This is a genomic window from Syntrophomonas sp. UBA1041, assembly GCF_002316705.1.
Lineage (GTDB): Bacteria > Bacillota > Syntrophomonadia > Syntrophomonadales > Syntrophomonadaceae > DTU019.
Genome location: NZ_DCEA01000039.1, coordinates 1 through 22,180, shown reverse-complemented (window position 1 = coordinate 22,180; position 22,180 = coordinate 1). Strand labels below are relative to the sequence as shown.

General features: G+C 48.1%; 16 protein-coding genes. 13 read left to right on the top strand and 3 right to left on the bottom strand.

What is annotated here, in order from left to right; genetic code table 11:
• The first annotated feature begins 39 nt into the window (after positions 1 to 39).
• From aroC to aroB, 3 genes are read left to right on the top strand one after another with little or no spacing between them, the layout of a single operon-like run.
• Complete coding sequence (aroC, locus tag B2633_RS06690) at positions 40 to 1,227, top strand: chorismate synthase (RefSeq protein ID WP_481040648.1); 1,188 nt, start codon at positions 40 to 42, stop codon at positions 1,225 to 1,227.
• Positions 1,212 to 1,760: a shikimate kinase gene (locus B2633_RS06685; protein WP_481040646.1), complete on the top strand. Its 549-nt coding sequence runs from the start codon at positions 1,212 to 1,214 to the stop codon at positions 1,758 to 1,760. The genes aroC and B2633_RS06685 overlap by 16 nt, the downstream gene beginning before the upstream one ends.
• A 37-nt stretch (positions 1,761 to 1,797) precedes the next feature.
• Positions 1,798 to 2,892, top strand: a complete 1,095-nt coding sequence (gene aroB / locus B2633_RS06680; protein WP_483169864.1) for a 3-dehydroquinate synthase — start codon at positions 1,798 to 1,800, stop codon at positions 2,890 to 2,892.
• A gap of 4 nt (positions 2,893 to 2,896) precedes the next feature.
• On the opposite strand, the gene B2633_RS06675 is transcribed toward aroB, so the two are convergent.
• Together B2633_RS06675 and B2633_RS06670 are read right to left on the bottom strand one after the other, a co-directional pair.
• The gene (locus B2633_RS06675) at positions 2,897 to 3,262 is read right to left on the bottom strand and encodes a DUF4363 family protein (RefSeq protein ID WP_481040642.1); all 366 of its coding nucleotides are present in this window, start codon (positions 3,260 to 3,262) and stop codon (positions 2,897 to 2,899) included.
• A 15-nt stretch (positions 3,263 to 3,277) separates the two neighbouring features.
• Positions 3,278 to 3,967: a DUF421 domain-containing protein gene (locus B2633_RS06670; RefSeq protein WP_481040640.1), complete on the bottom strand. Its 690-nt coding sequence runs from the start codon at positions 3,965 to 3,967 to the stop codon at positions 3,278 to 3,280.
• A gap of 200 nt (positions 3,968 to 4,167) precedes the next feature.
• Between B2633_RS06670 and B2633_RS06665 the strand changes: the two genes are divergently transcribed.
• The gene (locus tag B2633_RS06665; protein WP_481040638.1) at positions 4,168 to 4,359 is read left to right on the top strand and encodes a ferritin family protein; all 192 of its coding nucleotides are present in this window, start codon (positions 4,168 to 4,170) and stop codon (positions 4,357 to 4,359) included.
• 10 nt (positions 4,360 to 4,369) lie between these two features.
• On the opposite strand, the gene B2633_RS06660 is transcribed toward B2633_RS06665, so the two are convergent.
• On the bottom strand, positions 4,370 to 5,713 hold the full coding sequence (locus B2633_RS06660; RefSeq protein WP_483169863.1) for a hypothetical protein: 1,344 nt from the start codon (positions 5,711 to 5,713) through the stop codon (positions 4,370 to 4,372).
• Between the two features lie 193 nt (positions 5,714 to 5,906).
• On the opposite strand from B2633_RS06660, the gene B2633_RS06655 reads away from it, so the two are divergent.
• From B2633_RS06655 to B2633_RS06615, 9 genes are all read left to right on the top strand, one after another.
• A complete protein-coding gene (locus B2633_RS06655; protein WP_483169862.1) occupies positions 5,907 to 7,232 on the top strand; it encodes a GspE/PulE family protein in 1,326 nt (441 codons plus the stop codon).
• Positions 7,232 to 8,395, top strand: coding sequence for a type II secretion system F family protein (locus tag B2633_RS06650; RefSeq protein ID WP_481040632.1), 1,164 nt, complete (start codon positions 7,232 to 7,234; stop codon positions 8,393 to 8,395). The genes B2633_RS06655 and B2633_RS06650 overlap by 1 nt, the downstream gene beginning before the upstream one ends.
• A gap of 39 nt (positions 8,396 to 8,434) precedes the next feature.
• On the top strand, positions 8,435 to 8,749 hold the full coding sequence (locus B2633_RS06645) for a competence type IV pilus major pilin ComGC (RefSeq protein WP_481042998.1): 315 nt from the start codon (positions 8,435 to 8,437) through the stop codon (positions 8,747 to 8,749).
• A complete protein-coding gene (locus tag B2633_RS06640) occupies positions 8,739 to 9,179 on the top strand; it encodes a prepilin-type N-terminal cleavage/methylation domain-containing protein (protein ID WP_481040630.1) in 441 nt (146 codons plus the stop codon). The genes B2633_RS06645 and B2633_RS06640 overlap by 11 nt, the downstream gene beginning before the upstream one ends.
• 4 nt (positions 9,180 to 9,183) lie before the next feature.
• Complete coding sequence (locus B2633_RS06635; protein WP_481040628.1) at positions 9,184 to 9,690, top strand: hypothetical protein; 507 nt, start codon at positions 9,184 to 9,186, stop codon at positions 9,688 to 9,690.
• A complete protein-coding gene (locus tag B2633_RS06630) occupies positions 9,677 to 10,051 on the top strand; it encodes a hypothetical protein (RefSeq protein ID WP_481040626.1) in 375 nt (124 codons plus the stop codon). Before B2633_RS06635 ends, B2633_RS06630 begins: the two co-directional genes overlap by 14 nt.
• 407 nt (positions 10,052 to 10,458) lie before the next feature.
• A complete protein-coding gene (locus B2633_RS06625) occupies positions 10,459 to 16,389 on the top strand; it encodes a Kelch repeat-containing protein (protein ID WP_483169861.1) in 5,931 nt (1,976 codons plus the stop codon).
• Positions 16,390 to 16,410: 21 nt separating this feature from the next.
• A complete protein-coding gene (locus B2633_RS06620) occupies positions 16,411 to 20,346 on the top strand; it encodes an RHS repeat domain-containing protein (protein ID WP_483169860.1) in 3,936 nt (1,311 codons plus the stop codon).
• A complete protein-coding gene (locus tag B2633_RS06615) occupies positions 20,229 to 22,163 on the top strand; it encodes an RHS repeat-associated core domain-containing protein (protein ID WP_483169869.1) in 1,935 nt (644 codons plus the stop codon). The genes B2633_RS06620 and B2633_RS06615 overlap by 118 nt, the downstream gene beginning before the upstream one ends.
• Positions 22,164 to 22,180 lie beyond the last annotated feature (17 nt).

The following is a 22,180-nucleotide window of genomic DNA, read 5'->3' as shown; positions in this document are numbered from 1 at the left end:
GTCCATATCATTAGAACGCAAAAGATGAGGAGTATATGAATGCTAAGTTTTCAAACCTGTGGTGAATCACATGGCAAAGCCCTGATAGGGGTGGTAACTGGTTTTCCGGCCGGAGTCCCTATCGACAAGGCCGCTATCGATTATGAACTTAACAGGCGGCAGCAGGGTTACGGGCGCGGCGGGCGCATGGCTATAGAAAATGATCAGGTCGAGTTTTTGTCCGGTGTCCGCAATCAGATCAGTCTGGGCAGTCCCATTTCGTTTATCATCGCCAACCAGGATTACCCCAACTGGCAGAACGTAATGAACAGCGGCGCATGCGAACAGATGGAAGAGCGTCAGGTGACGTCGCCCCGGCCTGGCCATGCCGACCTGCCCGGGGCCATGAAATATAATCATCGGGATATGCGCAACGTGTTAGAGAGGGCCAGCGCTCGCGAGACAGCCTCCCGGGTGGCGGCGGGAGCAATTTTTAAACAATTCCTGGCCGTTTTTAACATATACATTTATAGTCAGGTGGTGGCTATCGGAAAGGTCAGCTGTCCGGGCAAGCCGGTAAACCGTGAGAATTGGCAGCAATTGCAACAGGATTTGAAAAATTCCGCGGTACACTGTGCCGATCCCCAGGCCTCAAAGGATATGATGGAGGCTATAGATGCCGCTCGCCGGGACGGGGAATCGCTGGGAGGATGTTTTGAAGTAGGTGCGGTCGGGATTCCGCCGGGGCTGGGCAGCCATGTATCCTGGGATGCAAAACTGGACGCTCTTCTAGCCGGGTTATTGATGAGCATTCCTGCGATCAAAGCGGTGGAGATCGGCGAAGGTGTGCAGAATGCCGCATTGCCAGGTTCTAAGGTTCATGATGAAATACTCTACAATCCTCAACAGGGCATATACCGCCAAACCAACCGGGCCGGGGGCCTTGAAGGCGGTATCAGCAACGGGGAGACGGTTTGGGCCCGAGGCTATATGAAACCGATACCGACCTTGTATAAACCTCTTAAGAGTGTGGATACCAGGCTGTGGCAGGATAAAGAGGCCACAGTGGAGAGATCGGATATCTGTGCGGTTCCGGCTGCGGCTGTCGTGGGTGAAGCCATGATGGCCTTCGGCATCGCCCGGGCCTTTTTGGAAAAGTTCGGCGGAGACCATTTGGATCAGATCCGAGATGCTTTTGAATGCTATCGCAAATATATGAAAAAGGTGTGGCAATGGGAAAAAATATAGTTTTAATCGGTTTTATGGGAACTGGCAAAAGCACAGTAGGGATGCGTCTGGCAGAACGGCTGCATCTTGAATTTGTGGATATGGATCGTGAGATTGAACGCATCACCGGCATGAGCATCAGCCAGTTATTCAGGAAACATGGCGAAACCAGATTTCGCTCCGAGGAGCAATTAATGGCGCAGAAGCTGGGGCAGCGCACCAATCTGGTCATAGCAACCGGCGGCGGGGTGGTGATTCATCCCGAGAATGTGGCGGCCTTGAAACGAAACGGCATTATTGTCGGTCTGGAAGCCAGCCCGGAGGTGATCATGTCCCGGGTAAGCCGTAAAAAGAGCAACCGGCCGCTTTTAAGCAAGCACACCACCATTGAAGACATCGAAAAAATGCTGGCCTCCCGGGAAGAATACTATGCCCGTGCGGATATCAGGGTCAACACCACCGGTCAGGAATTAAACAAGGTGGTTAATGAAATCATCTCCCAGGTAAAGAGAATGAATAGCAGGCGCAAGAATTCCTCAGAATCCCGGGAATGAGCCCAGGGGACAGCAGTAATTTCAGGAGGGTTGGACGGTGAACAAGTTGCGGGTGGATCTGGGGGAACGTTCATACAACATTATGATCGGGTCAGGCATATTGGATGAGGCCGGAGCGCTTATCAAGGCACAAGCAGGAGTGCAGAAAGTGCTCCTGGTAAGCAATCCCCTGGTTTTTTCTCTTTACGGGGAGCGGGTGTTAAACAGCCTGGCCGGGCAGGGCATGAAGGTTGCAGTTGCGCAAATGCCTGATGGAGAGCAGTTTAAGAATGTTAAGGAAGCCATGAAAATCGTAGACCAGGCTGTCCGGGCCGGGCTGGAGCGCTCCAGTGCGGTGGTTGCCTTAGGCGGCGGAGTGGTTGGAGATTTGGCCGGTTTTGTGGCTGCCATTTACCAGCGCGGAATCCGCTTGGTGCAAATACCCACTACATTGCTGTCCCAGGTCGACAGCAGTGTAGGCGGGAAAGTGGCGGTCAACCACCGTCAGGGCAAGAACCTGATCGGCGCTTTCCACCAGCCCGCGCTGGTGATAATAGACAGCAATACGCTTTTAAGCCTGTCATCCCGGGATTATTTGAGCGGACTGGGAGAGGTGGTCAAATACGGCATCACTTTTGATGCCGATTTTGTCTGCTACCTGGAAAAGCACCGCGAGCAGATTCTGAACCGCGATAAGAAAGTATTAGAGGCCATTATCCATAGCTGCTGTGAACTCAAGAGGATGATTGTGGCCCAGGATGAGCGCGAGGATGATCTGCGTATGAGCCTGAACCTGGGGCACACCTTTGGACATGCCCTGGAAAAACTGGGGCGCTACCGGATCTATACCCATGGGGAAGCTGTGGCCATAGGCACCGTGGCAGCGGCCATACTGGCAACGAAGCTGGGAATGCTTAATGAGCAGGATTTGAAACGCATAGGCGATCTCTATCAAGGCCTCGGCCTGGAAACCAGATTTCCCGGCTATCCGCCTGCAACGGTCTACCGTCATATGCAGAATGACAAAAAAGTTAAGGAGGGCCAACTGCGGCTGGTATTGCCTGAGGGTATCGGGCATTTCACCATCCGTGACGATGTGCCCCGACGGGCGGTCATTGAGGCCATCGCCTCAGCACAAAGCCTGCCTGTGTAGCTCTCTAGCGCCGGAGATTATCCCAATGGGATTCAATCTCGCTTAATTCGACCGCAGCTCCGACTTTGTCCTGCCAGCGGATGTAAGCCGCCAATCTGGCTAATCCCGAATCGATGGCATCCATTTGATCTTTCTCCACACTGAATTGAATACGGGGCTTAATGATTTGCCAGGCCGTATCCAAGGCCTGGTAATGCTGATGGGCCGATTCCCACTGAGCATTATCCAACGAGGTTTTCAACGCTGATAAATGCAGCACGACATTTTCTGTATCAGTACGGCCTGTGCTTAAATAGCTGTCCGCGTTCATAACAAGCAGGCATACCGTCAAAATCACGACAACTATGCTGTAATAAAGCAATTTCCGCACAGTTCATCCCCCCGTTTATTTGTCCTGATATTTGTCAACGAACAACACCCCGCTCTGAGAATTGTAAGTCGCCAGAAACACCTGGTCTGGACTCGATATTCCCTGGGCCTTGAGCTGTTTCATTAACCACTTTTGATTCACCCCGGCCCTCTTCAGATTTTCTTCCATTACAAGACCGCTATAAATGACTTCGGTGCTTATGCCTCCTTGCGGGGGAGTGATATTCAGATCCTTTCTGGTAGGGGTTTGATGTTCCGGCTTGAGCAGCACTGATAATGTGCCGCTGGTTTCCAGAACAGCGAACTCCACCTGGCTTAAATCAAACACGCTTTTGTCGCGAAGGTGCTCCAATAAGTCGGAAATGGTATAATGAACGGTTTTCATGTTTTGTTCCAGAATCTTACCCTTCATGATCACCACCACCGGTTCCCCGCTGAGAAAACGATCCGCCAGCTTCCAATGAATGCTGGACCACTGCATAATGGCCACTATGGCGGCCCAGGTAAAAAGACCCACCCAGTGGGGCCAGGCCGGACTGCTCAGGTCAGTTGAAACAGTGGCTGCTATTGAGCCGATAGTAATGCCCAAAACATAATCAAAAAAAGTGAGCTGACTTAGCTGCTGTTTTCCCAGCATTCTGGTGAAAATAAGCAGGGAGGCAAAAGCGATCAAGCTGCGCACAAAAACTACTAAAGCTTCGTTCATAATAACACCTGCTTTGTCTTGTTATGACCTATTATGAACGAAGCTTATCGTAATGATTCCTGATCCAGCCCGGATGTTAACCTTAAAGTGTATTATGTAAATGGCAGCCTGGCATATAATGCAGACTAGGCGGGTGTCGACCCTGGGGCGGATTTTAATATATAATGTCAAGAGACCGATGTGGTTAAAGGAGAATAGCTATGAATATCAGACAAGCCATTGAATTAGCCCTCGAACAAGAGAAGATGGCCAAGGAAAAATATCTGGAAATGTCCCGCATTGCAGAGGATCAGGAAACCCGACTCATGCTGGAACAGATTGCCAGGGAGGAGGAAAGCCATTACAGGCGCCTGCTGGAAAGGCTAAAAGCCATTAAATTGATGGGCAAATAATATCCTTCTCCTAATGCCCCGCTGACAGCCCGGAAGCACCTTGAGAACTCAAAAAGATGGTTCCGGCGATGATTGTCACCAAGAGCACGGCCAGTGAGATCAACGATATGACCATCTTGGATTTAACCTCATGCTCGCCTTGCATGTATTCTGCCAGAAGGTGGGTACAGTACACGGCATTGCCGGAAAACAACAACACCACAATGAATTGTATTGAGGCCGGTACCATCAAGTAACCTTCATGAGACAGGTTTTTCCACAGGGAATGACTATAATAAGCCAGGACGATAAACTCAATCAAACCCGCTGCATATTGGAATACCAGGCTTTGCTTCTGCATCTCGGTATTATGCTCCATCAGTTCGCGGATTTGAGCCTGTGTGGCCAGATTGCTGCGGCTGTTCATCATGTCGATGCGGCTCCGCACCACCTCGATAGCCGCCTGATAGTCTTCCTGGGATACCTGCAGGTTGGCTTCAGCTTGGGTCAGCTGGTCGAGACGCTCATGATAATTCTCCATCCAGGTATTTAACCGGGCCTGATCAAAATCTAAGGCAGACTCCTGCCGCAGCTGACGGGTCCACTGGTTTAATACGGCCTGCAAGTTGGCTTTGCCTTTTGCGATGAGGTGACGGCTTCCGGCTATTTTGGCATAAGAAGTGGTTAGTCTGTTCAATTGAGCACTCAATTCTTCGGTTTCTTTATGCTCTCCCTGGTCTGAAACCAGATTGGCATGCAGTATCAAGGATAACTCGCGGTCCAGAGCTGCAGTTTCCCGGTTTACTGAGGCCAGTTGTTCCCGCAAGAGCCTGCTTACTATTCCCGCCTTAAGTTGTTGAGCTTCGAACTGCGCCAAGCGCTGTCCCCAAAAAACAGAGCTGCTAGCATCGTAAACTTCGGGATTGGCTACATAAAAGATATTGGTCGGAGACAGGGCATATCTCATCAGTCGGCCGGCTTTTACCGGTATTTCCACACCCGGTTTTCCCCCCACCGCCGCTTCATAATGCTTGAGCAGGTCTTCCCAGGGATGTCCCGGGGCGATTACAACTGTGGCCTGGCCCAGGATCATATCCACATCCACTCCGGCTTGTTGCTCCAGGGATTTGATCTCTTGAAAAGAATCTTGCCAACTGCCTGCCGGACTGTAAGCCAGGGCCCAAACACAGCTCCCCTCTCCCGTAGAAAACTGCCAGAAGTTTTGTTTAAAGGGCAGACTATGGGGCAAGCCGCCGCCATCACAGTCAGTAAACGGCCGGAATCCGGCGTTTTGCAGCAAAGGAGCCATTTTGCCAATAAACTGCGGTGCATCCTCATCGAATAAGAAATAATATTGGAATATCCCTTCAACCATCGGCCGCTTCTTCCTTCCGAATTTTGCTAACAAAAACATAACAAAGATAGCCCAGTAAGTCCAGGTACTTTAAGTCGCCGTAGTAGATTGGCAACAGCAGGCTACAAAAACCCCAAAAACATCTTATGGAAATAATGTAAATAATTGTATATATTTAGAATAGACTGCTGAAACAAGCGGATGGTGTAGAAAAATGGCTTTTAAAACCGCCTCAGGCCATGCGAAGCACGCCCTTAAGCCGGGCTTATCCAAGGTTATTTCCTTCACCGAGCCAAAACAAACCTATTCAGAAGCCAGGCCGGAAGAACTCCGGGGCTGCATCTCCCTGAATAATCTGGGCTGCCTGGGCTGTATTGACTTGCTGGATGAGATCCTGCATCAGGCCATACAACACCGGGCCAGTGATATTCATGTCGAGCCCAGGGAAAATGATGTCCGGCTGCGCTTCCGGATCGATGGCGTTATATATCAGGTGGCGACTCTGGCCCATGAGGTTCATCCCCAACTGATATCCCGCATAAAAATCCTGGCGGGAATGGATATAGCTGAAAAACGGCTTCCCCAGGATGGACGCTTTACCTTTGCGGGTTTACACGGCAAGGTTGACTGCCGCGTTTCCACCATGCCTGCCGTACAGGGCGAGAAGGCGGTTATAAGGGTTCTAGACCGCTCACAGGCCATTACCGAATTGGGGCAGCTGGGTTTAAGCCGGCACAATTACGAACTCCTGACAAGCCTGTCCAGACGCAATCATGGCCTGCTGCTGGTGACCGGCCCCACCGGCAGCGGCAAAACCAGCACTTTGTACGCATTGCTGCACGGGATCAATACCGTGCACAAAAATATTATCACACTGGAAGACCCGGTGGAGTACTCTCTGGAGAACATCAACCAGGTGCAGATTAATAGCAAGGCCGGGCTCCGTTTCGCTAACGGGCTGCGCTCCGCCTTGCGGCAGGACCCGGATGTGATCATGGTAGGTGAGATCCGCGACGAGGAGACCGCACAGCTGGCGGTTCATGCGGCTTTAACCGGTCATTTGGTTCTATCCACCCTGCATACCAATAGTGCCGCAGCAGCGGTGGCCAGACTGATGGATATGGGGTGTGAGCCGTACCTCCTGGCCTCAGCCCTGACTGGCATTGTGGCGCAGCGCCTGATCCGGCTGTTATGCCCGATGTGTCAGGAAGGCTTCAGGTTGGATCATAGATCGGCGGTCCTTTTCAATCAACCCGAGTTGAGCGGGATGACGATGTACAAGCCGGTAGGGTGCAGCCAGTGTTTGGGTCTGGGCTATATGGGCCGAACCGCCATTCAAGAAGTGATGACAATTGGGCCGCGATTGAAAAAGGTCATCTATACAGGCGCCCGTTCTGAGGAGGAATTGGAAGCCCTGTCCATAGCAAATCACATGGTGCCGATAAAGCATGATGGGATTGATAAGGCTATACGGGGCTTGAGCAGTCTGGAAGAAGTGATGCGCGTGGTAAGCGAAGACAATGAAAGGGAAGGGCCATAATGGAGCAGGCGGCAGTAACACAGGACAAATCCGCTGATAAAGGATCAGCCCCTAAAGCGAATTTGGCTTTAACCCGGTTCGCTTCCATATTTGGACCAGGACTGGACTGGTTTAAATTGGCGGGCATACCGCGGCGTGAGATAGCCCAGTTATTCAAACAGCTGGCGGTGATGTTGGGAGCCGGTCTCAGCCTGGAACGCAGTTTGGAAATCCTTATCGCCCAGACTTCAAGACCCTATTTGAAAGAAGCCCTGGAGGACATACTGGATCAAGTCCGAAGCGGCTTTTCCCTCTATCATGCGATAGCCTCGCATGACAAGCTCTTTCCCGGACTGGCCGCGCAGATGATAGAGGTCGGCGAATCCGGCGGAGTACTCACCGACATGCTCTATCGGGCCAGTGAATACATCGAGCATCAATATGAAATCAACCAGCGGGTATTGACCGCACTGGCTTATCCCAGCATCGTATTTGTATTTGCGGTGGCTGCAGTGTTGAGTATAAGTTTCTTTATTATGCCAATGTTTACTGAACTCTACGCCACCAGCGGGGTGCCCTTGCCAGCCCTGACCATCCTGGTGATTTCCAGCGCAGAATTCATCAGGCATTTCGGCATGCTGGTTTTGGCCCTGTTTTTGGCCGGCAGCTTTATAATAACCGGGGTTATACGAAAAACGCCCCTGGCTTTGCCGGTCCATCAGCGGGTGCTTACCCTCCCTATTGTTGGAAAAACCATCCGCAGCCGGGCCATCATGCAGATTACAGAGACTCTGGCCGTTTTGCTCAAAGTCGGGGTGCCTGCCTTGGCTGCACTGGAGACGGCCGGGAAAACGGTGGAAAACCTCTACCTGCAGAAGGTTATTAAAGAGACCTGCCTGAATATGCGGGCCGGACAGGGTATAGCCCGGAGTCTGGCACAATACCGCATTTTTGAAGAGATGTATATCCGCATGATTGCGGCCGGAGAAGAGAGCGGCAGCCTTGCTGAAATGCTTGACGCACTGGCCACGCATCTAAAAAAGGAACTACTGCACAGGCTGGATGGCATGATCGCCTTGCTGGAACCAGCCTTGATTTTAGTGGTGGCTTTTCTAGTGGGTACAACGGTAATAGCTACGCTCCTGCCGATGTACAGCCTCATGGATCTGGCCGGCGGCTTGTAGTTTAGCAGAGAAAGAAAGGAGGTGTAAAAGGTGAGTGTAATGAGAATAAGGTCAAAGCTTAAAGGGGAACAGGGTTTTACCTTAATCGAACTTATTGTGGTTATGGCCATATTGGCCCTTTTGGCCGGATTGGTGGTGCCCAGATTCGCCAATATACTAGCAGACTCTGAGACTAAAGCCAATCAAGCCAATCTGGATATGCTCAACAACGCCTGTGATTTATACGAGACCAATACAGGCAATACGGTGGCTGATCTGAATGAACTGGTTACGAATGATTACATCAAATCCATTCCCACCAACCCCGTAACCGGAGCGGCCTATACCCTGGCAGAGCTGAGCCGTGGGGAATAGGATCAGACAAGGTCTGAGAGCCCGCAGCAGTCAACTTCGGAACTGTGCCGGAGTCACCTTGCTGGAAGTTCTGGTGGCTTTATTGTTGCTGGGATTGTTATCGGGCTCCATCATTAAGATCGCCGGCGTCAGCGGGCATTGGGTAAAAGAGGCCGAACGGCAGACTCAGGCCTCGGTATTGGCTTTCGGGATTCTGGATTATTACCGCGCCGACCCCGGCGGCCTGGCAAGCGGGCCTTTAAGCGGTAGGGATGCTCGTGAATTGTTGTTTGGCGAGCCGGTAGAAGAGAACATCTATCCCTGGCAGATCGGCTATCAGCCCTATGATGCTCAAGAGGAATTGTTGGAAATTCAGGTGAGGGTTAACTGGGATGGTGGACAAACTGAAAAAGCAGTGGAGATGTACACCCTGTTGTACGCTCCTCCGTAAATTCTTGTCAGGTTTAAAAGGCCAGTCTGGTTTGACATTGCTGGAAACCGTACTGGCCTTGTTTCTATTGCTGCTTATCCTGCAAAGCGTTATGGCCTTGTTCTGGCATGCTTTCCTGGTGGCGGAAAAGCTTCAGCATATTCCCGATCTTCAATACGCAGTCAGGCGGGCCCGCCAGCATCTGGGCGTGGATCTGGCCGGCTCTATTCAGGTGCAGGTAAAGGACGCCACGGGGCAAAACGCAGTTAGCGGGCCGCATCTGTTTCTGACCATGAGCGATGAGATGCTGCATTATTACGTGGATAGCGGCCAGCTTTATCGCGACAGCAATCACGGTTCTCCGCTGCCTCTGGCGGAATATATCGAAAGCCTGAACTTCTCCATACATAATCCAGGCACGGTGGTCATGCTTATTTCCGCTGAACAAGGCGGTTCCCACTGTGAAGGAATAAGCAATTTTACATACAATCGCTATGCCAGCGAGGTGATACAGGGCTTTGAAGACATCTGAACGAGGCAATGCGGTTATACTGGTTCTGGTGGTTATGTTGGCCTGCAGCGGGTTTGTAATGGCGGGTCTGCAGACCGCCTTTATCAACGGGAACATCGTGTACTGGGACCGCAGCAGTCTGCAAGCCTGGCAGGCTGCTGATGCCGGGCTGGCCTGGGCACACTGCCAATTGACCCACCGGCCCTTCAGTCAGAGCGATCCCCTTCAAGCGGATATAGCTTTGCCGAATGGCGCTCACTGTGTGGTCAGCGGCACTTCGATGATGAATGGTATGGCCCGCGAATATACGGTTATCTCCACCGGCAGCTATCAAGGCGCCTCATACAGGGCTACCCGAAAATTCACCATACTTCCGCCGTAATGCAAACACAGGTAGAAGAGTGATGATCCTAATATTGATGAGGAACTGGAAATCACCCTTAAAATATTGATCAAAAGATTTCTTCCAAACCAACGCAACCGCAGTTATCTGCGAAACTAGTGCGAATACTGCTTTTGGTTCTCGTGAACCGACAGGCCTCATGATAATTAAATTGCCCCGTTATGCAACGCATTTGCGTTTATCCTAAAACTAAAACCTCTCAAATCAAGCCTTCAAAATAAAATGTTATTCCCTGAACCTTTTAGTTTACATAATATCGTTCATGCTCTTATCGCGGCCATTTATGTTCATTTACCGGTTGTTTGTGCCGAGAGGGAGGAAAATGTATACAATATTCAAAAATAAATAAATATTCACTTAATTTGTCGAGGGGAGAGGGGTATATAGTGGGGCCAGTCGTAAAATTTTGTAGAATAGGCTTAAAACGTTCAATTTATTTATTTTTATGCTTTATTTTGATATTTCCAAGTGTCGCTAAAGGCGAGTTGGATATCAGCCCTGTTAATCTACCTGTCAATCAAGCCATAGAACCGGTAATTGTAACGCCCTCGGTTTCGGCCAATGCAACAACAAGATTTCTGATTAAATATAAACGGGGAACGGCTGATATAACCAGGGAAAACCCGAAGACGGCTCATTTTTACAAGGCTAAGACAATCAAAAAATTAGGTAGATCAGAATTTGAATTGATAGTAACTTCCAAACCAACCGATAAAGACACAATAATCAGCGATTTACGAACCCTGCCGGAATTCTCGGACATAGAATATATTCAGCCTGATTACGCCATCTCGATGGTCTCCAACGATTCCTATTATAATCAGCAATGGGGTATAGACAGTCAATTCTATCAAGGGTCAGAATCTATAGAACTTCCTGGAGATGAAAAGACAACTACTACCTCGCCACAATACAGTTTCGATGCCAATGTAGTCCCGGCCTGGGATGAATCTCTCGGTCAAGGCGTTTGTGTTGCTGTTATTGATAGCGGTATCGACATAACCCATGAAGATCTGCATAGCAATATCTGGGTAAATGCAATGGAATTGCCCGGTAATGGAATCGACGACGATGATAATGGATATATAGATGACATTTGGGGATGGAATTTCAGCGGTAACGATAACTTAATACACGATCCCCAAAACATGTCTGATGAGTGGCATGGTACCCATATTGCAGGTATTATTGCTGCACAAAAGGATAACGGCATAGGGATAGCCGGTGTTGCTCCTGAAGCCCAAATAATGTCTTTAAAAGCCTTCAAGAACGGAACCGCATATACTAGCGATATTATCAATGCAATACAGTATGCGTCACAAATGGGGGCTACAATTGTAAATTGCAGCTGGGGAAGCAGCCAGTATAATCAAGCCTTATTTGAGGTCATCCAATCTCATCCCGAGATCCTGTTTATAGCTGCGGCCGGCAATAATGGTCAGGATCTATCTTCCTATCCAGTTTATCCGGCATCTTACCAGCTAGACAACGTTATTACTGTAGCTTCTTTCAATCAATCGGCGGCTTTTTCGGCATTTTCCAACTATAACGCGGATGTAGTAGATATTGCAGCGCCGGGAGAAGAGATAATAAGCACTTTACCTGACAATGATTATGGACCCAGCGGAGGGACTTCGATGGCAGCAGCTTTTGTTTCTGCAGAAGCCGCTCTGGTTAGCGCTGCAAATGAAGAATTAAGTTCGCTCCAGATCAAAACCAATATTATTAACGGATGTGACCGTCTTTCTTCTCTTATAGGTAAGGTGAACAACCACAGCAAAATCAATTGCTATAATGCGGTAACAGCAATTGATTCCAGCAACAGTCCCATTACTCAGGTGGCTGCTAATAATAGTGGTTCTACAGGATCAGATTTCCCACATGATTCAGAGTACCATTTGTATTCCATTCCTCAGTGGCAAAGTGTAGCTAATATGTCCGCTGGAAGGGCCAACGTAATTGCTGTCCAATGCAAGGGCAAAATTTATGCCATGGGTGGATATGTAAAGGGTGGGGTTACCGGAAAAATGGAGATGTATGACCCTGCTGCCGATACCTGGACTACAAAGGCCAGTCTTCCAATTCCTCGGGCTTCTTTTGCCGCAACCGTCTTAGATAACAAAATCTATGTATTAGGCGGAGCTGACGATAATGGAACGGATTTAAACAGTATGTATGTATATAATCCAGATACCAATGTTTGGACAGCCAGGGCCAATTTGCCTCAAGCTGTGCGTGGCCTGGGGGCATGCAACCTTAACGGAAAAATCTATGCCCTGGGGGGAGTCTATTATGATACACGCTGGGAAAACGATCAATATATATCAACGGTTTCGGAATATGATCCGACTACCAATACATGGACCTATAAAGCTAGTATGTCGACTGCTCGAACCGTACATGTAGGTGCGGTGAACGGAAAAATATATGCTATAGGCGGTGGTGATGGGGATAGAAACTTAAATCTCGTAGAGGAATATGACCCAATCGCAAATGTCTGGCACACTCGTGCCAGCATGCCAACCACCAGCAATAACTTATATATGTCGAGCTCGGGAGCCATCATATATGGAATCCACGGAAGCATTGGAGTTGTGGAGGCTTACGATCCTTACAAAGATGAATGGAGTACTTTAACCCCGGTAAACGCATATGGCAACATGGGTGCCGTGGTAGCTGGAGGGAAACTGTACGGGATAGGAGGGAGGAGTACTAGCAGCAGTACGGTGTACAGTTGGGTCAGAACTCTAGATATTGAGCCAGGAGCGTGGAACCCCAGACCATATATGCCGTCTAAAAGAATCTCTTTCGGAGCAAGTACACTTAATAATTTTACCTATGTAATTGGCGGTTATAACAACGGGTTCTTGGATACCGTGGAACAATATAATTCGAATAACGGAGTCTGGGTGGGTAGAACCAACATGCCCACTGCGAGGGCAGCACTAGGGGTAGCAGAAATCAATGGGAAATTCTATGCCATTGGCGGATATAATGGATCACAGTATCTTAATACCGTAGAGGAATACGAACATCAGGCTGATACATGGGCGACTAAATCTTCTATGCCTACAGCACGAGGCGATGCCGGGATCGTATCCTGTAATGGAAAAGTATATGCGATCGGTGGATACAATGGAACATATCTCAGTACAGTTGAAGAATATGATCCTGTCACAGATACCTGGACAGCCAAAGCAAGTATGCCAACGCCCAGATGCCGGATGGCTGTAACGGTCAACGCGAACAAAATCTATGTGCTGGGTGGTTTTTATAATGGATGGTTGGACACCGTAGAAGAGTTTGACCCGGCCAACAATACCTGGACAGTTAGGGAAAATATGTTGGCGCCGCGGGATCAATTCGGAGCGGTAACCGTAAACGGGACTATTTTCGCTATAGGCGGATATAGTGATGGGCAATATTATGGTGATGTAATGGCTTATAATGTGCAGGATAATACCTGGCAATACCGAGTCTCCATGCCCACCCCACGCTATAAAGCAAATGTCGTCTCAGTAAATAATAAGATATTAGCTATTGGCGGTTGTGATACGCGTGTTCTAACTAGAGTGGAGGAATATGACCCTGCCAAGAATGAATCAGAGCCCGAAAAATGGACCCAAAAAGCTAATATGCCTTCTGCACGCTATGAACTCGGAGCAGCTGAGGCCGGGGGGAAGATTTATGCTCTTGGAGGTAGCATCGACGATACATATTACAATAAGAAAGCACTTAATGAGGTTTATGATTTTGAAACCGATTCCTGGAGCACCGTACGGGCAATGCCGGAAGCTCGGTATGGACTTGGCTGTGCTTCGGTCGACAATAAAATATTTGTAGTTGCCGGTGCCGTCCCAGCTGGTATTACCCGTTCAACCATAATGTATGACCCTTCTACAAATACCTGGTCATCAAAAGCGAGCTGCACTGGTTACCATAGGAATCCAGGAACCGCTGTAATTGACGGCAAAATCTACGTTATTGGCGGAATCGATTCAAACATTACCGAGGTTTATGATCCTGTTAATAACACCTGGACCGCCAAAGCCAATCTGCCAGCTATAGTCAGTAAGCTTGGGGCAGTGTCTTGTGGCGGGAAAATATATGTCATCGGCGGACAAGACACCAATAACAACCCGCTTAATACAGTTTATGAATATGATCCGCAGACAGACACTTGGACTGGCAAACAAAACATGCCCAAGGCTCGATACGGGTTAGTGGCTGTTAACATAGGTGGCCTGATTTATGCCATGGGTGGCAGTGATGGTGCTGGTTGCTTGGATGTTATTGAAGCATACAATCCGATTACCGACTCCTGGAGTACAGAGGGCAGTATGCCGGAAGCCAAAGCTCTAATGTCGTGTATTACAACAAATGATAGGGCTTACCTTATTGGGGGTCTAGATAGTAGCGGGGTTTATCAATATGTTCATGAATTCAACCCAGGAATAATTGCTCCACAGGAACAAGCACCAAACTCATGGCAGCTTGCTTCTTCAATGACAGCCCCACGGGAGAAATTAGCTGCTGCAGCTATAAATGAATCGGTATACGCAGTAGGCGGAATAAATGCTGGGACAACGCTTGCATCCGTTGAAAAATACGATTCCACAGTAGATGATTGGTCTGCCGTGGCCAGTCTCAATATTGCAAGACATAGCTTGGGGTTAGCGTCCTTAAACGGAAAACTATACGCGGCAGGCGGCACTGATGGCAGTAGTCATGTTGGCACTTTGGAAGCCTACGATCCTTTAAGCAACACTTGGACTCCAAAAACAGACATGCTTGCTTCCCGCAGCGAACTGGCCCTGGCCCCAGTGAATGGAAAGCTTTATGCCATAGGCGGCTACAACGGTCAGAACTACTTGAACGCGGTTGAAGAATATAATCCCCTATCAAATTCCTGGAGAGCAAGAGCTCCTATGCCCACTGCCCGGAGCCGCTTAGGAGCAACTGTAATAAACGGGAAAATATACGCCATAGGAGGATTCAACGGTCTCAGCAATTTGAATGTCATAGAAGAATATGATCCAACCACCAATACCTGGACAACCAAAACAGCCATGACCATTCCCCGGCAAGGAGCCGGAATCTGCAGCTTGAATGGCAGAATTTTTGTCGGTGGGGGTTATAACGGAGCCTATCTGGCAAATCTTGAGGTCTATGATCCTATCGCTGATATATGGGAGATAAAAACTGATCTTACTGGTGCTCGTGCTTACCTAAGTATGGCAGCAGTAAACGGAAAAGTATATGCCGTTGGCGGCGGCAATGCATCGGGGGCATTGAATTTAAACGAACAATACTTACCTGATCGTTACAGACCCAGTTCAGGCGCGATTGGTCCTGACACCTGGATCCAAATGGCGGATATGACATCTAGAAGAAGTGGTGCGGGGATTGTCGCGGTAGACGGTAACATCTATGCTGTAGGCGGAGAGAGGGACCAGAACGATCTGCAAATCCTTGAGAAGTTTGATCTGGAAAGCAACACTTGGATGACTATGACCTCCATGCCAACCGCCCGCAGTTATGCAGGTATAGCCGCACTTAACGGAAAGATCTATGTAGCAGGGGGAGAAAATACATCCGTACTCAACCAGCTGGAAGTATATGATCCCAAAACCGATTCATGGACCACGAAAGTACCAATGCCTACTACCCGGTCACACCTGGCCCTTGTTGCGTGGAATAATAAAATATACGCTCTTGGGGGCCGAAACGGCGCACAGCACTTGGCGACAATGGAGGTTTACGACCCCGAAACGAACCTATGGACAACCTTATCCGGCATGTCAGTCATAAGAAGCGGTCTTACCGCAACAGTACTAAATGATCAGATATATGTGGTGGGCGGTTATGATGGCATGAATTACCTTGATTCAGTGGGGAGGTATGACCCGGATACTGGCCTGTGGGTAAGTTTGACCGACATGCCGTGGGCAAGTGCTGATCTAGGGTGCCTTGCCGTCAATGGCAGGATTTATGCTGTAGGAGGCTATAACGGGGAATACCTGAGTAGTATGGCTGAGTATGATCCCGCATCTGATACCTGGACGCTGAAAAACGACATGCTTTATGCACGCAGCGGGCTGGGATTGGCGGAAAGCGGCTGGGATATTTACGCCATAGGCGGATATGACGGAACTACCCATCTGAATGCGGTAGAAAAATACACTACTCTGTATGACCGATACTTTTATAGCGACAGCAACCGTCTGGAGGAAATCAGACTGCAGTCCGGCGGAGTCATTCACTATGAATATGATGACAATGGCAGCTTGATCAACCGGACCATCGATCAAAACTGAAAGGCAGGGGGGTAAGGGAGAATGAAAGTGATGTATGGATTTAAACTGCGCAATAAAGCTATTTGTTGTTTGCTGATAGCCTTGATGGTCTTAACCGCTCTGCCAATGTCCGCATTTGCAGATCAAACTTATAAACAAAATACCGTTACTGAAAACGCCAATACTGCAACCGTGCCTACCGTGAGTGAAGAAAAATCATCGGATTTAAATGAGCTTCCAGAAAGTGAAAAAAGCTCAGACAAGGAGCTAATAAAGCAAGACAAAAAAGATCCGGCTATAGAATTGAAATTAAAGCTTACTAAAGAAGTGCCTTTTGATATCCCCAAGGAAAAATCCGTGCCCGAACCCCAAACGGTATACCTGACCCTGCCCGGAGAAGGCTATCAACCTTACCGAGATTCCGTTATCTATCAGACGCTAAAAGATAAAGGCATGCTTGATATTTTCGATCAGCTCATTCAGCATGAAGCGAATCCTGCAGATGAACAATTACCTGAAGAAATCGTGCCTGAGGTTGAGAAAGATCCTAATGGACCAACCCCTGAAGACCCCGAGCAACCAACCGAAGCAAATGATCCGCAGGAAGATGACCTTGATCCTGATCAGGGGACATCCCCGGAGGAAGGACTCCTCCCGGAGAACGGGGATTCGCATTCGGGTGCCTCGGGTGATGCACCAGTTTCATCAAATGAAGATGAAAACCCATTACAGGATGGTTCCCAGCCGACACAAGCAGATAACGGGCTGAAAAATAGTGAGAACGATACTTTGTTAGATGATACTGATTCGGGAGTTGCTGAAAATCAAATCTTGCTGCCCGATGATCTATCGCTTAAGGAAGATGGTCAGGGAGTTATTGAAGAAGGCGAAAATGATGAATCAGAGAATGCCCCCGATCTGGCGAACGGCAAAAACACCAATTTTACGAACGGTAATGAAACTGAAAATCCGCCCACAGATCAAAATAATACGAGCGAACCGCCTGCACACGCAGGGGATGATATCACAGAGCTGAATAATCCTGCCAATATACATCCACCCGACCCCGAAGCAGAAAAGGATAAGTCTGAAAAGGAAAATAAAAAAGCCAATCGCTTTTCGGAGCTGGAACCATTGATTGGGACGGATATAGTTAACCTGATGAGCGAGGCTGAATCGCAAAAAGCCTATTATAATACGCTGGTTGGACCGTCAGCGATCAATGGAGTAGTAAACGAACAATATTCGGCGCTCCGCGATACTGATGAAGTCATATCTCCGTTATCTGGCGATCTCACCTTAAAGGTAACCGACATCAAACTTCCGGGTAGAAACGGGCTGGATCTTAATTTAGGAAGACTTTATCAAAGTAATCAAGCTATGTTTGGGGACCGGAAGATTGAAGGGGATGGTATTAATGGATACAATAGTCATTCCACCTATTTCCTCGATCGATATAGCCTGGGAGTAGGTTGGAGTCTTACCCTGCCTTCCGTACAGGTTGAGAAGGATAAAGCAGACGAAGAAGATGAAGATGACGACGCGCAGGAGTTATATTACCATACCGGTGATGGTGCGGTATATCATGTCAAATTCACAGATGACCCGGATGACAGCAACCTTGAGAAGTATCACCGTGATGATATCAGATTTGAAAAGGACACCACCTTCAACAACACACAGGTTGATTCTGCGTATGCAGTGATCAGAACGGACCAGACCAAAACCTATTTTGCGGATGACGGACGTCTTCTAGGTATTGTGGACCGGTTTGGCAACAGCATTGTTTTCAACCATGAAGAACTGCCTGTTTCAAATCTGGTGATTAACGGTGATTTCGAAAATCCGGAATCCAGAGCCTGGCATTCAAATGAATATAGATTGCCAACTGATTGTTTTAACTATGATACTACTTTCGGCAAAGATGATAATTCTTCATTAAAATACGGTTATGTTTGGGGTAAGTCGAGTATTAGCGAAACAGATTATATCGCTGTAGAACCAAACACCAACTATTATGTCAGCTGTTACATGAATGATCAGCTTTCAGGAGGACATACTTTTGTATCTGTTTCGCAGTACAGAAATCTTTATGGCTCAGGACAAGGGAGTGCTATTAGGCTTGATGCTACCGAAAAAAACACCTGGGAATTTAAGGAGGGGTTTTTTACCACTGGACCTAATACTCATTACGTTCAAGTTAATTTTGGGGGCGGGAACTATTCGGGTTATGCCTGGTTAGACAAAGTCAGGTTGGACAAGGCGTGGCCGCTGATATCGAAGATCACTGATAGCATCGGAAGAGAAATCGATTTCGAATATACTGATACATTGAATGAAGACATAGGAGATGCAGGTACTATTACGGTAACAGTTAACAACCCGGATAAGACAGACAGCGTAAACTATACGTACACACGCAACCGGAATCTAATTACTTGTGGAACAGGCAAAGAAGCTTATGAAACCAGATACTCAACCCTATTTAGCAGTGACAACGGCGATACCTGCAATACCTATGAGTATAATTGCCAGGATGTCAGTTGGAAATTTGACGTCGGGGCGACACCCACATCAGGGATTCAGGCCCTACTCAGTAATGCTAGTGTCCGTAATTCTAAAATTCAGTACGATTATACCAAAAAATCAAAATTTCTGGGAAATTTTGGATCCCATGAAGTATATCGCGTTAGCAGTCGCCGGGAGTTCCCGCAGCTGGAAAATGATTATTCTCAGACCCCGCGATTAGTAAAGAATTACAGTTATGAAGGGGCTTTATCAGTATTTAATTTCAACGATGAAACAAGTTATTCTTCCTATCACCGTAACTTTTATTATACATTTACTAACGCAAACTATACCTGTACCATTCAGCAGGATAATGGGCTGGAGACTAATATAATATTTCATGGAAGTCCGATAGGCTGGGTAAAAGACCAAATTGTTAAGATCAAGGCTGATGGTGAAAGAGACACAACTACTTTTGAAGAATATGACACCAAATTTAAGAACCAGCCTGTAAAAATATCAACAAAACAATATGATGCTACATACAATGATGCCTTATATACCGGGTATACCTACAACGACTGGGGTGGGATCGAGTCGGAAACCAGGCCTCTGACCCAGACGGAATGGGATGACGCTTCGGCCAAAGAGCAGCATACCATCAGCTATACGTATGATCCCATCTTTAAATTCTTGGCCTCTAAAACTTATAACCAGGATGAAGGTATCCGGCTTACGGAAAGCAGTATATATGACTATAACGGCCGCTTGCAGACCACAGTGAACGCCAAAGGAGAGACCACTGATTATCGATATGAAGATGATGATCATATGGGCAATGTCACTAAAGTGCTTGTTAATCATGAAGATGGCTTAACCAGCACCACTGCCTACGACTATTCCGGTGCTTATGATGCTTACCCGACTGCCATCACCCAATTCTATACCGAAAATAACCAGGCCCAGAGCAGCACCGCCGAGAACACATATGAATTTGTTAGGGGCCTGGTAACCAGTGCGGAAGACGCCGCAGGTAATATTACCGGCTACGAATACGACGATCAAGGCAGATTGACCAAAGTCACCTATCCCAGTTCGGTAGGAATTAATGGTTCATATGTCGTGGAGGACAACTACGACTATGGCGACTACATCGTAGCCGATCTGGATAACCGGAGCCTGTTCCGGGTGCACCTGTACCGTACCTGGGATGACGGCAGCGGTCCGGAAACCTTCTTTGAAACCGTTGGTTATTACGATGACCACGGAGTGTTACAACAAAGCCGCAAGTATGATTTTGAGAAAGATCAGTGGATCACCACCCAATATGGATTCAATGTTATGGACAGATCATATCCGCAACCGACCCCCTGGATCATCAAACCAGCTATGAGTGGGACGAATGGAGTCGTCTGCAGAGCATCACCGACACCCAGGGCAACCAGCAGGTATATGAATATGACATCCTGAACCGCACCAAGAAATCCTACTTCGTACCCCAATCTACCGGTGCCGCTGAAAACCATCATTTGATAACCTATGATCAATGGGGCCGAGAGATATCTCGCAGCGGCTATCCCGACGGCTGGGGCCAGCCCAATGAAGTGGAAGAAACATTTGAATACGATTATCTGGGCAATCTGATTCAATATACCGACCCTGAAAATAACCAGAGCCAATATCAGTATGACCCCTTGAATAGGCTTATCAAAGTTATTGACCCCCTCAATCAGGAGACCGGTTATGACTATGACCGCTTAGGCAACGTCAGTCAGGTAAAGCAGAGTGAGGGCCTAAAAGACTTCATAACCACCAAGGGCTACGACGAACGCGGCCTGCTGACCGTCAAAACCGAACCCGAAGGCCAGACCGTCAGCTATCAATATGACGAAAACGGCTTGCCCGTTGTGGTAACCGATGCCACCGGCAAAATCACCACCATGGAATATGACAATTACAACCGCTTGCAAGAGATGAGCGCAGGCCCGGATACCCTGACCTACTACTATCATTCCTTGGGCGGAGTGGAGAGAACCGCCGTATATAGCAGTCAGAGCGGAGCCGGAGAAGCTTTAGACTATCAGTATTATTCAACTGGTTTAACCAGCCAGCGTAAAATCGGCAACTATGCGGTAGATTTCCAATATGATGACGTGGGCAACCGTATCCAAATCACCGACCCCTTCGACCAGACCGTCAATTATCAGTACGACAGCCTCAATAGAATCGATACCATTACAACCGACAGCAAAGCCTTCAGCTACGAATATTACGACGACGGCATGATCAAGGCTGTCAACTATCCCAATGGACTTAGAACTGAATATACATACGACAACATCAACCGGCTGACAGAACTTACTAATAAAATGGGGGCCAACATTCTCTCCGAGTTCAGCTACGCCTATGATAAAAACAGCAATATCATAGCAGTAACCGCCAATGGTCAAATCACTACTTATCAATATGACCCATTAAACAGACTGACAGGAATCAAACGCCCTAACGGAGAAGAAATCAATTACAGCTACGACAGCCGGGGCAACCGCAGCAAAGGCTCGGTGACCACCATCGATCCCGAAACCTTCAAAGCCGGAGAGTTTGCCTACAACAGTTGGGATGAACTGGCTTCCTTCACCGGCAGCGGCAGCACTGCCTACAGCTACGATCCGGAAGGGTTAAGGACTGAAAAAGACAGCGGCACGAGCAGCACCCGCTACTATTGCGATGACAACGGCCTGGTGATCGCCGAATCAGATGGAACCGGCCAGGTCAGCGCCCAGAACATCTGGGGTCACAAAGCGCTAGCAAGGCAGGTCAACGGTACTTATTACTACTACCTTTACAACGGCCACGGCGATGTGATCCAGGTTATAGACGAAGCTGGCAACACCGTCAACAGCTATAGCTATGACGAGTGGGGCAACATCTTAAGCTCCCAGGAACAGATCGTAAACCCCATGAAATATGCCGGGGAATATTATGACGAGGAGACCGGGCTTTATTATCTCAGGGCCAGGTACTATGACCCGACAATCGGAAGGTTTATATCGAAGGATAGTTATGAAGGGGATATTACCAATCCGCTGAGTATTAATCCTTATACTTATTGTAGTAGTAACCCGATAAATAGATGGGACCCGAGTGGGCATTTTGATGTGGTTCAACTTGTTTCAGGGTTTAAATCACTGATAGATACTCTTAATTCAATTTTGTCAAATATAGATTCTGATTCAAACAGGTCATATTCAATGGATTATAACTCTGTTATTTGTAGTACAGTGTAGTCTTGCACGCTAGATTT

Coding starts and splice junctions, on each gene's coding strand:
- aroC (WP_481040648.1), top strand. CDS start 40: ATGCTAAGTTTTCAAACCTGTGGTGAATCACATGGCAAAGCCCTGATA.
- B2633_RS06685 (WP_481040646.1), top strand. CDS start 1,212: ATGGGAAAAAATATAGTTTTAATCGGTTTTATGGGAACTGGCAAAAGC.
- B2633_RS06670 (WP_481040640.1), bottom strand. CDS start 3,967: ATGAACGAAGCTTTAGTAGTTTTTGTGCGCAGCTTGATCGCTTTTGCC.
- B2633_RS06665 (WP_481040638.1), top strand. CDS start 4,168: ATGAATATCAGACAAGCCATTGAATTAGCCCTCGAACAAGAGAAGATG.
- B2633_RS06660 (WP_483169863.1), bottom strand. CDS start 5,713: ATGGTTGAAGGGATATTCCAATATTATTTCTTATTCGATGAGGATGCA.
- B2633_RS06655 (WP_483169862.1), top strand. CDS start 5,907: ATGGCTTTTAAAACCGCCTCAGGCCATGCGAAGCACGCCCTTAAGCCG.
- B2633_RS06650 (WP_481040632.1), top strand. CDS start 7,232: ATGGAGCAGGCGGCAGTAACACAGGACAAATCCGCTGATAAAGGATCA.
- B2633_RS06645 (WP_481042998.1), top strand. CDS start 8,435: ATGAGAATAAGGTCAAAGCTTAAAGGGGAACAGGGTTTTACCTTAATC.
- B2633_RS06620 (WP_483169860.1), top strand. CDS start 16,411: ATGAAAGTGATGTATGGATTTAAACTGCGCAATAAAGCTATTTGTTGT.